General features: G+C 68.5%; 6 protein-coding genes. 3 read left to right on the top strand and 3 right to left on the bottom strand.

Translation table 11 applies throughout. The annotated features are described in order from the left end of the window. The first annotated feature begins 448 nt into the window (after positions 1 to 448). A complete protein-coding gene (locus tag IC605_RS18135; protein ID WP_216327445.1) occupies positions 449 to 1927 on the top strand; it encodes a hypothetical protein in 1479 nt (492 codons plus the stop codon). Between the two features lie 428 nt (positions 1928 to 2355). Here IC605_RS18135 and IC605_RS18130 read toward each other — a convergent pair whose 3' ends face one another. Further along, a complete protein-coding gene (locus IC605_RS18130) occupies positions 2356 to 3015 on the bottom strand; it encodes a hypothetical protein (protein ID WP_216327442.1) in 660 nt (219 codons plus the stop codon). A gap of 36 nt (positions 3016 to 3051) precedes the next feature. Then, positions 3052 to 4890, bottom strand: a complete 1839-nt coding sequence (locus tag IC605_RS18125) for a DUF262 domain-containing protein (protein WP_216327439.1) — start codon at positions 4888 to 4890, stop codon at positions 3052 to 3054. Positions 4891 to 5080: 190 nt separating this feature from the next. On the opposite strand from IC605_RS18125, the gene IC605_RS18120 reads away from it, so the two are divergent. Next, positions 5081 to 10240, top strand: coding sequence for a RecQ family ATP-dependent DNA helicase (locus IC605_RS18120; RefSeq protein ID WP_246581011.1), 5160 nt, complete (start codon positions 5081 to 5083; stop codon positions 10238 to 10240). Further along, complete coding sequence (locus IC605_RS18115; RefSeq protein ID WP_216327435.1) at positions 10225 to 12210, top strand: hypothetical protein; 1986 nt, start codon at positions 10225 to 10227, stop codon at positions 12208 to 12210. Before IC605_RS18120 ends, IC605_RS18115 begins: the two co-directional genes overlap by 16 nt. Here IC605_RS18115 and IC605_RS18110 read toward each other — a convergent pair whose 3' ends face one another. Further along, on the bottom strand, positions 12211 to 14745 hold the full coding sequence (locus IC605_RS18110) for an ATP-dependent helicase (RefSeq protein WP_216327431.1): 2535 nt from the start codon (positions 14743 to 14745) through the stop codon (positions 12211 to 12213). Between the last annotated feature and the right edge of the window lie 156 nt (positions 14746 to 14901).

Below are 14901 nucleotides of genomic sequence, written 5' to 3'. Positions count from 1 at the left end.
CGGTCAAACTCTTTCGTCGCCCCGAGCCCGAAGAAATTTCTATGCTGGGGCCGGTGGACCACGGCCTTACCCGCTGTCGGCGTGACCTGGCGCCTTGAGGAGGAAAGGTATGGATGTAAGACGGCTACTTCCTCTTCCCCTGTTTGCAGTTGCGGCCTTGGGCTCTGCGCAGCAAGTTCCACCCTGGACGGTTGAAACGGACCAGGCCAGCGGGAACGTCACGGTGATCAACACGTCCACCCGCGCCATGACCCCAGAGGTGATCTCCATACCGTCTCAGGGTAGCTCTCCGACCACCCTTCATCTAGACGGTTGTGCCGGACCAGTGTGGACCAACAGTGCGATCGAGCCCGGGTCGGCCCTGTGTATCGAGGCCCAGCCGCATTCGGTGCTCTACATCGTGCGCGCTAGGGACGCGGGCCCTCCAGCCTTCGTGGACGCTGCCCGGGTGACGGTCGTTCAACCGGTCAAAGCTCACGCTGTCGCACCCCTGGCCTTTATCAAAGACACCAACGATGCTCTTGCCCAGCCTAAGGCCGAGGCCTGCACGTCGGCCACCGGGATCACGCTGACCCACACCACCTTGCCCAATGAGCAGGTCTTCGTCTGCCGCACGGCGAAGGGCGTCTTGCAGGGCTTTTACCCCACGGACAGTTTGGCCGCGAACACCGCCAGCCCACCTGCGGAGTTTCCTAACCGGGCGACGCGACCCGTCAAGGCGGGGGTTTACACGGTGCCCGGCAACGAGACGTTGAAAGACCTAAAGCTGACTGTTCGGACGCCCTTTTATTGGGCGCTGCTGCTGATCCTGGCTGGCGTGGTCGTGACCACGTTGGTGGGGTTGCTGCTCACCCGCTGGTCGGCCGTTCATCAGCTGAACGCCCACTTGAAGCTCCAGGGATTGAATCCCCGTGCGGTCCCCTCACTGACTGAGGGCCGCTACAGGCTCAGAACCACAAAGAAAGAGTTGAGCGCCTACCTCACCTGGTACAAATTCTGGCTACCGACCGAGCACGCCGAGCACCTCGCCCAGGCCCTCCTCTCCTGGCGCGCGCTCTCCAAGGAACTCGATAAGCTCGAAGGTCACATGCGGGCGATCAAAAGTAGGGGTAAAGAGTTCGAGGTCAAGCGGGGTCAACCATATTTCGTCATCAGTATGCTTCAGCGGGTCTTGGACGGGGGCGCGAACCTCGACAAGCGCAGTTCCCTCCCAACACAGTCCCAAACCCGGGCCATCGAGATTCTGGCAGCCATCGATGTGCAGCAGACCATTCGCGAAGCCGCGCGGTTGGCTGAGCGCCTCCTGACCTACCAGTTGGCGCGCGAGATTGGTAAGAGCCAAGAGGCGGTAGCAGCCCGTGCAGCCCTCCTGAGAAAGCTCGACGATCAGGCAGACTGGCAGGGCCTCACAGCCGCCGAGTTCCAGAAGTACGACGCAAGTTTGACGGCACTCCGCAGCACGCTGCTCGGGGCCCTGGACCTCGAGCAGGCGGGAGCGGCTAACCCGCCACTTGTTCAAATGCTGAGGACAAAGGTCAAGAGTCTGAGGCCATTCCCCCTCTCACTCAAGGGACCGTGGCCTGCTCCAGCGCCGCTTCGCCCTCTTTTGACAGACGCTGCTCGGCCGCGCCGACGTACGACGTTGTCCGTGGTGGCCCCGCCGCTGTTGTGGAATTGGCTGGCGGTGCTCGCGGGCGCTTTCGTTGCCTGGCTGTTGGGCAGCGTGACGGGTCTGCAGACGCTGTATTTCACGGGTGAGCCCTGGGGCAGCACGCCCATGGATTATGCGCGCGCCTTCGCGTACGGCGGGGTGACCTTGGCAGCCGTCGTCAGTGTGGCGAGCTTCGCCAAGACGCTCCTGCCCGCAGCCACCCTCAACCCTCCTGCCGTCACCGTCACTCCCAACGAGGGACAAGTCAAGGTCTAGGAAGAGAACGGATCGACTCGGCAGCAGCCACCCCGGGCACAGATCGCGTCGAAGGGAGAGGGCGCGATCTGTGCCCGGTCCACGCCAACCGACTGACTGCCAGGGAGATTCGACATGATCCCCCTCGTGGGCGGATGAGCTAATCCAGTACCTAGCATGGAAGGCGGGTGTTCCTGAAGTACACCTCAGCGGGGACGAGTGAGGGGCGACGCCGTTTCACTGGTCCTTCGACCTGGTCGTATGCGGTCTATTTGATCTCTGAGGACAGCTATTCTGAAGTTCCTATGAGCATGCCGTACCACGCGCAGGTCTACCGAGGGGAGGCCAGTCACGACCTAGCCACCAGCCTTATGACCGAGCGCTGATGTCAGGCTCGGCGAGGATGCCCCGCAACCTGTGCGCCGTAAGGTGCCAGGGTTAGAGTCCTCTTACTTCTTGCGAGACTGGCCGTCCAGGTACTGGCTGCTGATGATATACAGCGCCCCCTGCGTGTCGAGCATGTCCCGCAGGGGGACGCCCGCGTCCCGGAACTGTTGGTGAAGGTACCGGCAGCGGCCCACGTAGTCGGTCAACAGGTTCCCGAGCGTGCGTTTGTCGAGCCCGTCCTTCTTGTCGTAGAGCCACTCCACGGCCTTGCCGCCGAAGCTGGGGCGGTAGAACGGATGCCCGAGGGGGTCGGCGAGGAACAGGAAGTAACTTGTGACGCTCGCCCGCGTGCCTACCCCCGAGAAATGCTTGCGCTGCGTCTCACTCAGGGTGTCCAGGGCCGGGTCGAGCACACTCCAGAACTGATCGGCCCGGCCGGGATCGAGGGGTGGCGTCCACAGGACGGACAGGGCGGACCGAAACACTTCGGGTGCGCCCTTGATCATGGTGTTGAGCCCGTCCACGATCTGCCAGCTGAGCAGGTTGAGTTCCTGAGGCGGTTGAACATTGATCTGGGTGACGCCCGGGTCGGTGAGGAACGTCTGGAGCCGGGCGTGGACACGGGCGGCGCCTTCGAGCTTGTAGGCCCGCTCTCTGCGGTCGAGATTCTCCCCCTGGGTCTGTAGCCAGGCGCTGACCTCCTCCAAACGCTTCCGGAACATACTTCAGTGTAGGGAACCGCCGTTGGGACGGCTTCGTCAACTGCCCACCGTCACCTGCTGAGCCCACAGCGTCTCCAGCGAGGGACGGCGCCCTTCCACGAGGACCTGCATGGCCGCGGTCACCAGTTCGGCCCGCCGCCGAAGAAAGGTCTCGTACTCGGGCTCCAGCTTGGACCGAAGTCCCGGGCCACCTTCGGCCCCGTACTTCGCGTCCTTGAGGTCGTCCATGTCGATCAAGTGGGTCCGCAGCCTCTCCCGGACCGTGGCCTCATCGGCCCACTGCACTCGCTCCTGAAGGTAGTCGAGGGGGTCCTTGCGCCCGATGCTCCGGTTGGTCTTCCACGTGATCAGCGCGCAGTTCAGCGCGAGGTCGCCCGCCCTATCCAGCCCTGCGTCGGTCAGAAGGGCCGCCGGAAACACGTGGTGATACTCGCGCTTCTGCACGCTCTCGTAGGAGGCGGGCTGATCGTCGGCGAAGTCCCGGGCTCCCAGCAGGGTGGTGACGGCGAGGATGGCCCGGGCGCGAATCCCCACACCCTTGGGCCAGCCCGCGGCGAGGAGGGAGTCCGCTTCCGCGAGCGGAAACTCGGCGCGATTCATGACGGGCACGGTCGCCAGGTCGTGTTCGTTGAAGTTGGGGTCGAGCAGCAGGGCCTTAAGGGCCTTGAAGTCGGCGAAGGCGCGTGAGGCGGCGGCATTCTCGTAGCGGTCCGTGAAGCAGGAGGACCACAGGTACCGGCGAAGCAGGCGCTCCCCCTTGGCCGCCAGGTCGCCGTGCTCGGGAACGAGGTCGTACGCCGCGGCGATCACCGCCAAGACAGCGTTGGTAGGCAGGCGCGCGGCGTCGAAGATCCCCTCCCGGGCGAGAAAGCGGCCCATGCGGTCCAACCCGCGCACGAGCTTGGACCAGTTGTCCAGCAACTGCGTCTTGCCCATCTCCACCATGCCGCGCTCGTTTGGGAGCTTGTCTTGCAGCAGGGCCGAGGTGGTCAGCACGAGGTTGGAGAGGTTGCCGTACCGCCTGACGTGGGGGTGCTGCGTGTCGAGTTCGGCCTGGAGGTCGTGCAAGGACTTCCCCACGGCGCTCTCCAGTTCCGCGACGATGATGTCGTAGAGCGCCAGGGGCTTGCTGTTGGTGTTCATGTTGATGAAGACCTTCAGTGCCACGTCCTTGCTGGTGGAGGCGGGGAGGGACAGGAAGGGCAGGTTGAACTGCGCGACGAGAGTCCTCAGCTCCGTGATCTGCTCGTTGATCAGGCTTCTACGGTCATTGAAGGCTTCCAGTCGGGCGAAGGCGTCGGGCTCCGTGCCCGTCGGCTTCTCCGACCGGGTCGCCTCGGTCAACCAGGCCTCGATTTCCGCCTTGACGTCCCCGGGCCGGAGCAGGGAGATGGGGAGCAGCCCGCGCTGGAGACACTGTGCCGGGTCGGCCGCCCAGCGGGGCATGAGCAGGCCCTGCTTGTTGGCCCACCGCGGCACACAGCGCACCCCCATCTCGGCCTCCGTCGGGGCCCCCGAGCGATCGAGGTCGGGGAGATAGACGAAGTAGGTTTCCTGCGGGTAGTTGTTGTGCATGGCCCGCCAGAAGGCGGTCAGACGCTGCTGACCGTCCAGCAGGTGCCGGGTCACGGGTTGCGGAGCCTGGGGTTCAGCGCTGACGATGTACCTGGATTCGAACTGCTCGTGTCCGGCGACCTCCAGCATCAGGGTGACGCCCACGGGCAGGTTGTAGATCACCGTGTTGAGGAAGCTGGTGATTCGCCCCCGGTCCCAGGCCTCGTGCCGCTGAAAGCGTGGCAGCTTGATGCTGCCCTGTTGAATCTGGGTGAACCACATGCTCAGGTTCTGGTCTTGCGCCTGGCTGGACTGCTGCATGGCCGCAGTATTGAGGATGTACCAGGCTGAGCTGGCCTCGGATGAGGCAGGGTCATCCCGTTCATGAAGGAAGAAAATTCCACAAATTCGTCCCCGTTGCGACGCCGGACTGCTAGCGTGGAATCTCCACCGTGATGCGAGTCCGCTTCCGCCCGAAAGTGTCCGCTGCAACACCTGCGCGGGGACGCTGATGTCGCCGCTGCTGCGCCGTGTCCTCGATTACTTGCGAACGCACGGCCCACAGCCGGAAGAAGACCTGCTCGAAGCCTTTGGACTGAAGCGCTCCCTGCTCACGAGGATGTTTAAAGAGGCCCGCGGGCAGGTGCGTCAGCAGGGCGAGTACCTGTTTCTGCCGGGGCAGGAGGAGCGCGTCGGCGAACTGCACGGCACCCCTGCCTCCCAGGTCCGGTCGTACGTGATCCTCGACATCGAGACCACGTCGGTGGACCGCACCGAGGCGCGCCTGCTGGAGGTGGCCGCCCTGCGGATCGAGGAGGGCCGCCTGGTCGATACCCTGCAACTGCTGGTGTCGGGCGAGCGGGTGCCGAGGACGGTGGCCGAACTCACGGGCATTCAGCAGGAGGACCTCGACCGCGAGGGCCAGCCCCTCCTCGAGGTCCTTGGACGTCTGCTCAGCTTCGTAGGCGACCTGCCGGTTGTGGGGCACAACGCCCTGGGGTTCGACGTGCCGCTTCTGCGGCGGCTGTGCCGGGAGCAGGGTCTCAAGTTCGTGCCTCCCTTCGTGTTCGACACGCTGCTGCTCGCGCCGCTGGCCTTTGCAGCAGAGGACCCGCCGGTGGAGGGGTACGGCCTCGAGGGACTCCACGCCCGCTTCTGCGGGGAGGTGCACGACGACGCCCACCGGGCCCTCGCCGACTGCGCCGCCACGTCCCGGGTGCTCGACCGCATGATCGAACGGCTGCACGCGCTGCCCGCAGACCTGCGCGCCCTGCTGGCCGCGCTGCCCGTCCCCGAACTCGCGCTGGCGTTCGATCCCGTCCAGCTCGCCCGCACGGAACTCGACCGGCTGTGCTCCCGGGTAGCCGGGGTGGTCACGGGCGTCAGTGCAGTGTGGAGCGGCGGGCGCCGCGCTCAGCAGCTCGGGGAACTGCTTCCCTCGCCCCGCCCGGGTCAGGTGGAGATGGCGCGGGCGGTATCGGAGACCCTGGGTGCCCCCGGCCGCCTCGTGGTGGAGGCCCCGACCGGGACGGGCAAGACGCGCGCCTACCTGTACCCGGCGCTGCTGAGCGGGCAGCCGGGAAAGCCGGTCGTGATCAGCACCCACACCAAGCAGCTTCAGGACCAGATTGTGCAGGAGGCCCAGGACCTCGCGCAGGGGGGCTTCGAGGTCCGGGTCGTGGCCCTCAAGGGGCAGAGCAACTACCTCTGCCCGGAGCGGCTGCACCTGCTGCTCACGCGCCGCCACCGCCCTGCCGATGGGGAAGACGAGAACGGCCCGGGGCGATTGGTGATGGCGCCGGGCGAGGCCCGCGCGGTGGCGCTGCTGGCCCTGCACGTGCGCGCCGGGGAATACGGGGCGCTACCGCCCAGCGCGGTGACCCGCTCGCCGGAGTACCTGCGGGCTAAGATCGTCACCTCGACGGTCGCCAAACGCTGCCGGGACGCCTGCCCCTACTCGGGGACCTGCGCGTACCACCGCACCCAAGCCCTCGTGCCACAGGCGAATGTCGTCGTCGTGAATCACGCCCTGCTGCTGCGCAACCAACTGGGTGGTCTGGAGCAGGAGCGGTTGCCCTTCGACCGGGTCGTAGTGGACGAGGCCCACGACGTTCAGGACGCGGCCCAGTCCGCCCTGCGCCGCGAACTCGGCACCGACGCGGTGCTCAGCGTCGCCCGTGAGTTCCTGCGGCGGACCCAGGGGGAGCCGGCGGGCCTGCTGCCGACCATCGAGAAGGACGCCGCCCGGGCCGAGGACCCCCACCTCGCCGAGTACGCGCGGAAGGCGGCCTCCGCGTTCGACCTGCTGGTAACCCGGGTCGACACGTGGCAGGCCGCCTTGCAGAGCTTCGCCATGCAGTTCGGGCAGGGCAGCGAGGCGTTCGGCTTTCAGGCGGCGGTGGACCCCCTGCCCATGCAGAGCGCCGAGTGGCGTGCCGTGGCACGCGCCTCCGAGGAACTCACGGGCAGCCTGAAGTACTGCGCGGGCTTCGTCCCGTCCCTTGCCGAGCGCTCCCCCTATGGGCTCGACCTCGAGGCCCTCCTCGCGCGCCTGAACGACCAGATCGAAACCCTGGGTGTGCTGCTGGGCCGCACGCTGCCCGGGGCCCACGTGTACGCGGTCAGCGCCGACGAGCAGGCCGCGTCGCTGTGGGCCGTCCCCCTGTGGCTGTCCTCCATGCTTGAGGAGCTGTGGCAGAAGACCGGCAGCCTCGTGTTCACGAGCGCCACCCTGCGCGTGCCGGGCACGTGGGACGCGCCCGGTCGTGGGGAGGTCGCTGACTTCGGCGTTTTTCAGCGTGACCTCGCCCTTCCCGACGCCCGGTACATGGTGCTGCCTCCCGTGCTGCCGTACGCGCAGGGGCACGTGCTGCTGACAAATCACCTGCCGCTCGTCCACCACCCGGACTTTCCGACCCTCGTCGGTCAGGAACTCGACAACCTCGTGCCGCAGACCCCCCACCGGGCCCTGCACATCTTTACGGCGAACGAGCGGTTGCGGCGAGCGAGCCGGACCATGACCCAGCGGCACCTGAACTCGGTGCGGGACGGCACCCAGCGCACCGTGCAGGACCTGCGGGGTGGGGGGGCGTGGCACGCGCTGGGCTCGGCCGGGTTCTTGCAGGGGGTGGACATCCGCGACCTCGCGCTCGTCAGCCTCGACAAGACGCCCTTCCCGATCCCCGACCTCGTGCTCGAGGCCCAGCGGCGGGACGTCAACGACTTCGAGACCTACTGGAACACCCTGTACCTTCCCCGGGCAGTGCTGAAGTTCGTGCAGGGCTTCGGTCGCCTGATCCGCAACGACCGCGCGGGACTGCCCCCGGGCGCCTTCGTGGTCTGGGACAAGCGCCTCGCCTTCGCGCACTATCAGGACCGTTTTCTTGGGGCGCTGCCTATTCCCCCGGAGAATGTGCGCCGGGCCCGCGACCGCGAGGACTTCTACGCGCAGCTCGGCGGGCTGTGGGGCCAGCGCCTCACCTTCGGTGAACTCGTCGCGCCGAAAATGCAGGCCATCACCCGCCTGCGTGAGGAGCTGCGCGGCCTTGACGAGCCCGAGCGGCGCCGCAAGCTGGAGGAGGCGCTGGTGGAACTGTTCGAGTTCCCGCCCGGCGGCTTCCGTGAGGGGCAGTACCCGGGCGTGGCGGCGGCTCTGGGCGGCATCGACGTGCTGTCGGTGATGCCGACTGGGGCGGGGAAGAGCCTCGTGTTCCAGCTCCCGGCCTTTCTCGGGGACGGGTACACGGTGGTGATCTCCCCGCTCGTGGCCCTGATTCAGGATCAGGTGACCCGGTTGCAGCAACTCGGTCTGCCCGCCGCTGGGCTGTGGGGCGGCCTCTCGCGGGCCGAGCAGGACAGCACCCTCGAGGACGTGAGGGCCGGGCGGGTCAAGCTCCTCTACCTCGCGCCGGAACGGGTGCGCAAGAGTGCGGCGGTGCGTCAGCTCCTGCAGGAGCGGCCCCCGGAGCGTGTGGTCTACGACGAGGCGCACACCCTGCTGGAGTGGGGGCACGACTTCCGGCCGGACTACCTGCACGTCTGCAAGGAGTTGCAGGGGCTGGGCGTGAGGGCGGCGGTGAGCGCCTTTACCGCCACGGCGACTCCCGAAACCCGCCGGAAGCTCGTCAGGGTGCTGAATATGGACGGCCCCGAGCGCACGGAACTCGGCGTGAGGCGCCACAACCTGTACTACGAGGTGGTGGACGTGACGAACCGGACGAACGCCCGCCTCCAGGCTGGTGGGGACGCCGCGGCGGGAGGACGCCCGCGCAAGGTCAGCCGGGACGAGGTGCTGCTCACGATGCTCGCGGGCTTGAAGACCAACGAGGACACCCGCGACGGGCGAGCCATTGTCTACGTCGGGAGCCGCGCGAAGGCCGAGCGCCTTGCCGCGATGATCGGCGAGATCGGCGTGGAGGTCGCGGCCTACCACGCCGGGCTGTCCCCGGCGGCGCGCACCGAGTTGCTCGATCAGTTTCAGGCCCGCTTGATCCGCGTGATGGTCGCCACGAACGCCTTCGGGATGGGCGTGGACGCCCCGGACATCCACCTCGTGGTGCACTACGACGCCCCCCTCTCGCTGGAGAGTTACGTGCAGGAGGCCGGGCGGGCGGGTCGCGACCCGAACGTTCAGGCGCGGGCGGTCCTGCTGTGGAGCACGGGCAGCGAGCGCCGGGCACGGTACCTCATCGACCACAGCTACCCCGACCTCGCGCAGGCCCAGGCGCTCCTCAACACCCTGCACGGCGGGGTGACCTACCCCACCCTCTCGGAACTCGGGCAGCGCGAGGGAATGGACCTGAACACGCTGCCCACCCTGCTGCACCTGCTGGAGGTGAGCGGGGCCATCCGGTACACCTACGTTCCGGGGCTGTGCCGGGTCTACCCCTATTACGGCGTCCCGCTGCCGGAGGAGCCCTGGGTGCACGAACTCGTGGAGCGGACTCGCCGGGAACCCGCCCACCTGTCCCGGCTCTACCGCGCGAACGCCGCGACCCTCGAGGACCGTCTCATCCAGTGGCAGCGTGAGGGCCGCCTCGGGGTGATGCTCCTTGAACCCGCGCTGCACATCGACGTCCGGCAGGACCGCCTGCACCTGACGGATTACGAGGGGCAGGTCGCCGGGCTCAAGCGGGCGAAGCACGAGCGCTTCCGGGAACTCAAGCGGATGCTTCTCGACCGTCAGACCTGCCGCGGCTATCAACTGCAACTGCACTTCGAACACCAGGGCGAGCGGTGCGGCAATTGCGACGTCTGCGCGCCGGGCCGCCCCGCCCCGTGGGAGGGGGTGGAGGTGGACTTCGAGGGGCTGTGGAATCCCCGCAAGGAACTGCTGCGGCTGCTGGCCTATCTGGAGAGGCAGAACCATCCCGTCGGCCGGGGCACGCTCGTCCGCGTGCTGCGCAATGAGGAGGCCAAGGCCTTTCAGGGGGGCGGGCAGGACGCTGCCGCGAAGCCGAAGGAGTTCCACTGGATCGAGAAGAGCGCGCCGAACTTCGGCAAGCTGCGCTTCCTCAAGCCGCAGTTGATCCGGGACGACCTTGAGCGGCTGTGCGCTGAAGGGCTGGCGCTGGTGGAACTTCGCAGCTTCCGGGCGGGCCGCGAGCCCCTGCCGGTGGTGGTGCTCACGGACCAGGGGCGGAGGGAGGTCAAGCGATGGACGGCCTCCTGACCCGCGAGATCGAGGTCATCTTCCTCGAACGCCTTGCCCGGGACCCCGGGGCCAGCGCGTGGGATTCGGTGCAGCTCACGGAGGTGGACGTGCTCGGCGCGCTCAGGAGGAGGACCCCACACCTGCACGTCGGAGTGGAAGAGCTTCTCGCGGCGGCCCGGGTCAGCCCGGCCCTGAGCTGCCGGGCGGCAGCACCCGCCGTGGTGGATGGGCAGCTCTCGCGGCACACCCTCCACTGCCATCCCCGCCGCCTGCCAGGGGCCACGCCCACGTCCGGCCAGGCCGACTTCGCCCGCCTCGCGCGCGAGTTCAATGCCGCCGCGCGGCAGCCCGTCGCGGGCCTGTCCCGAGCGGAACTCCACCTGAGGGGCGGCGAGGGCACCCTCACCGTCCATAACAGGGGGTACGGCACGGACGACGATCTACAGGTGATCGGCGTGGATGGCCCGGTCTGGCTGATGGCGGCCGTGGACGGCCGGCGCGTGGAGTTGCGGGCGAACCCGACCCATAACGGCTGTTACCGGGGTCCGGTCACCGTGCGGACCAGCGCGGGCGTGGCAACGTGCGTGGTGGCCTCGCACCAGTGGCGCTGCCCGCCCCTCACCACCGACCCGGTCGGGTGGCGCGCGCTCGTTACGCGGCACGCGCATCTCGATGAGGAGGCGAGCGCGCAGGTGGTCGAGGAGGCCCTGACGGCCGCCGGATACCGCGCCCTCGCGGGGGGCTTTTTCGCGCTGCACAGTCATGGGCGGGACGCTGGAACCGGGAGCGCCCCACCCCCGACCTGCACGTGGCAGATCACCGCCGAGCACCTGCGGGAGGTCCGCCTGCCCGCCGAGGGGCATGCACCACTCGTGCGGCTGTACGGCCCCGGGGGCTCCGACCGCTACGACGTACCCTTCGACGGGGCGGCCCTGCACGGCGAGGTGCTCGAGGAACTGTTCCAGATGTGGGACGTGCGGGCGGGGCGGGAGTTGCGCCTGAGGCCCTACCGTGGGCACTACCAGTTCGAGGTGCATCGTCCCGGGACGTGGTTGAACGTCGCGGCCGTGGAATACGGCGTGGTCGGAACCCTGCACGCCCTCCACCGCACGCCGCACTTCTGGGACCAGCTCGAGGAGTGGCTGGGGGAGGCGCCCGTCCGCGTCCTGCTGCACGGCGCGGAGCCGGGCCTGTTCGGCGAGATGCAGAAGCGCTTTCCGGGGCGTCTGACCCTCCGGCTCACCGACCAGCCGCCCGGGGCGGACCGCCTCTACTTCACCTTGGCGGCGGGACAGCTGGAGGCCCGGGGCCTGCCGGACGGACAGCTTCTGAGGGGGGGCGTGTGGCCCGAAGCCCTGTGGAAAGCCGCGACCCCGAGGGTGAGGTCCATGCCGGGGGCGGCGGCACGGCCTGCTTCTCCCGCTCCGGCCACGAGTGGAGCGACCGCGCCCTATGCCATCTGGACGGGCGCGGTCGGCCACCCGCTGCAAGTGCGGCCAGACCGGGTGCTGCACAGTGTCAAGGAAATCCTCGGGGTGGAAGGGCCTATGGTGGGCCACCACCTCTACGCCCGGTACGGCGCGGCGCTGGGCGCCCCCGCGGGCCGCGCCGCCTTGACCCCGCTGGCGCTCAGGCGGGCGTTGAACCCCATCCTCTACCGCGCCACCCAGGGGGGAGAACTGCTCGCCGAGGATGAGTTCGGCTGCGGAGGGCAGATCGGGCTGGTGTACCGCCTGCCGGGCCAGACCGTCCGGGCCCGGTTGAAGGGCGACCGCGGCCTTGACCGCATCCCGCGCAGCGAGTTGCGGGCCGTCGTCGGGCGCCTTCCCGACCGGGGCGGGATGCCCGAGGCGGAGCAGGTCGCGTGGGTGCTCGAGCAGTTCGGCTTCGGACGCTTTCTCGTGGGCGGGCCGGAGCAGATTCGGCCCCTGCTGCGGGAACTCGACCGCCCGGCCGTGGTTCCCTCGCAACGCCGTCGGGCGCGCTGATCAGTTGGACAGACGCTCGAGCCGTGCGAACTCCAGCGCCATGCGCTTCGTGCCGCCCTCGAAGCGGATGAGCGCTTCCGTCTGCGCGCCCACCTGCTTGACCTGAACGACCTCCCCGTCCCCGAAGCGCGCGTGGCGCACCCGGGTGCCCGGGGTGAGGGGCCGGCCCGGGACCGGGGTGACCGTGCGCCCGAGGGCGTCCACCCCGCCCTGCGGGGTGCCCCTCGGTGCTGAGCCAGGCCCGGGCTCCAGTCGACCGCCCCGCCGGGCGGCCAGCACCGCGTCGAGGTCGGGCCACTCGTGCGCCCCCGTGTCGTCCGCCTCGAGCGGGCCGTGCGCCGCGTACCGCCGCAGATCCAGCAGGCCCCGGACCTGCCGGGCCGCCTCGTCGTCGCTTGCGCGTACCTTCTCGTGCCCGGCCAGCCCCCGTATATGCCCTAGCACGCCCCGGCGCACCTCCGGCCTCAGCCACCGCTGCACGAAGGCCTCGTGCTCGTACTGCCCGAGGACCTCGGCTGCCTCCAGCGTGTCCCCCGCCGACCAGGTGCGCGGCAGGCGCTCGAGGAGTCCGGCGAGGCGGTCGTGCTGGCCCACAACCCGGTCGTACTCCACGTCCTCGAGGAAGCGGGTGGTGTCGTCGGCCTCGCCGACGATGAGGTGCAGCTCCTGCCTCGCGCGGGTCATGGCGACGTAGAACACACGGCGCTCTTCCTCGCTCGCGGCGGGGTCGGGATGCGGTTTGGTGCTGTAGATCGCCGTGGTGCAGTCGGGAATGATCACCACCGGCCACTCCAGCCCCTTGGCCCGGAAGGCGGTCATGATCGTGAGCCTAGGGTCTTCCCGGTCGGAGCGTCGGCGCAGGGTCTCCTCGTAACGCACCTGCTCGTGAAGCTGCGCGAGGTGGGTCACGAGTTGCCCCAGCGAGCGTGTGTGCGCCATCTCCGCCAGCGCGTCCACCATCCCGGCGCGCTCCTCCCCGAACTCCGTGGTCGGGGCCGTGCTGATGAGATGGTCGCGGTACCCGATGGCCCCCACGAAGTCCAGCAGCGCGTCCCGGCCCGGGGTGGTGCCCATGTCCTCGGTGAGGAAGCCCAGCCAGGTCGCGAGCAGGGTGACCGGTCGCGCCACATGGGGAGGCTGTCCCGCCGCAAAGGCCTCGAGCGTCGCCGCGAGGGTCTGTCCACCCCGCCAGGCGTCCCGCGCGACGCGCTCGATATCCGGGACGCGCAGGTACCGGGAAGGGCGGTTGGCGACACTCTTCCAGTGCGCCTGCACCCGCTCGCGCCGCTCGGTGGTGAGCAGCTGCCCGGCGAGCACATCGAGGTCCGCGAGGGCGAGTTCGAGGTACGCCGTGAGGGTGGTGACCTCGGCGCGGCGGTAGAAGGGGGCGGCCCCGATAAGGCGGTACGGCACCCGCTCCTCAAGGAGCACCTGCTCGATCTCGGCAGACTGCGCGTAGGTGCGCAGCAGGATCACGATGTCGTCCGGCTCCCTTCCCTCGCTCAGGGCCTGCATCGCCACCCGGGCGGCCTCGCCCGCACGCGGGGGGTGGAGGTGCACGCCGCCGCCCTCCCGGGTGGCACGGAGCCGCTTCGGCGCACGAATCCGGTTGCGGCTGATGACGCGGTCGGACAGGGCGATCACGCCCAGCGGACAGCGGAAGTTGGCGGGAAGGGTGTATTCCCGCGCCCCATAGCGCTCCGTGAAGCCGAGGATGAACCGGGGGTGTGCGCCGCGCCACTGGTAGATGGTCTGGTCGTCATCCCCTATAGCCATGTACGACCGGCACTTGAAGGCGACGAGGTGCATCATCTCGCTCTGGGCGAGGTTGACATCCTGAAACTCGTCCACGCTGACGTAGTCCCACACGGACTGGATATCCTGAAGCAGGATGGGGAAGCGGCTCATCAGCATCCACGCCGCGACGATGAGGTCGTCGAAGTCGAGCTTGCCCTCCCGCCGCCGCAACTCGTCGTGACGCTCGTAGACCCGGGCGTAGAGGTCGGGGCCGCCCTCGGGAGGGGAGATGAGAGCCGCCGCCCCGGGAGGCAGGTCGTGTGGGATGTGTGGCAGCCGCAGGTTACCCTTCTGGATGCCGAGATAGGTGTCAAAATCCCGGAAGTTCATCTGCCGCAGGCGTGTGGCGACCTCCCGCTCGTCCTCGCCCAGGTCCGCGAGCAACTGCCTGCGGGCCTCGCTGAACAGGCGCTGGCTGAAGTGCTCCTCGCCGATGACGAGGTCAGTCAGCCCCATGTTGCGGGCGCGCTCCACGATCCGGGTGGCGAGGGCGTGCAGGGTGAGGGTCTCCACCCCCGCGCACTCCGGGTGCTCGGCGAGCTTCTCACGCAGGCTGCGCCCCGCCTCTCGGGTGAACGTGGTCGTGAGGATGCGAACCGGCCGCACACCCCGCTGCGTGACGAGGTGGCGCACCCGGCCGACCAGCGTGGTGGTCTTGCCACTGCCTGCCACCGCGAATACGAGGGCATGCCCGTCGCCGTGCTCCACAATGCGCTGCTGCTCCGGGGTGTACTCCATCCCGGACATGCTACGGCGCCTTCTGCCTCAGCGTGGGCCGAAGACCTGAGGGGTGGTAGTGCTCCACAAAACCCTTTAAGCAGCGTTGCGAGCCTTCGCCGTCTCCAGCAGGGGGATAGGACAAGATCCAGAAATTTTAGTAGGTATTGGTCTTAG

Source organism: Deinococcus aestuarii (genome assembly GCF_018863415.1).
GTDB classification, from domain to species: domain Bacteria; phylum Deinococcota; class Deinococci; order Deinococcales; family Deinococcaceae; genus Deinococcus; species Deinococcus aestuarii.
This window is presented reverse-complemented; position numbering and strand designations above follow the sequence as displayed.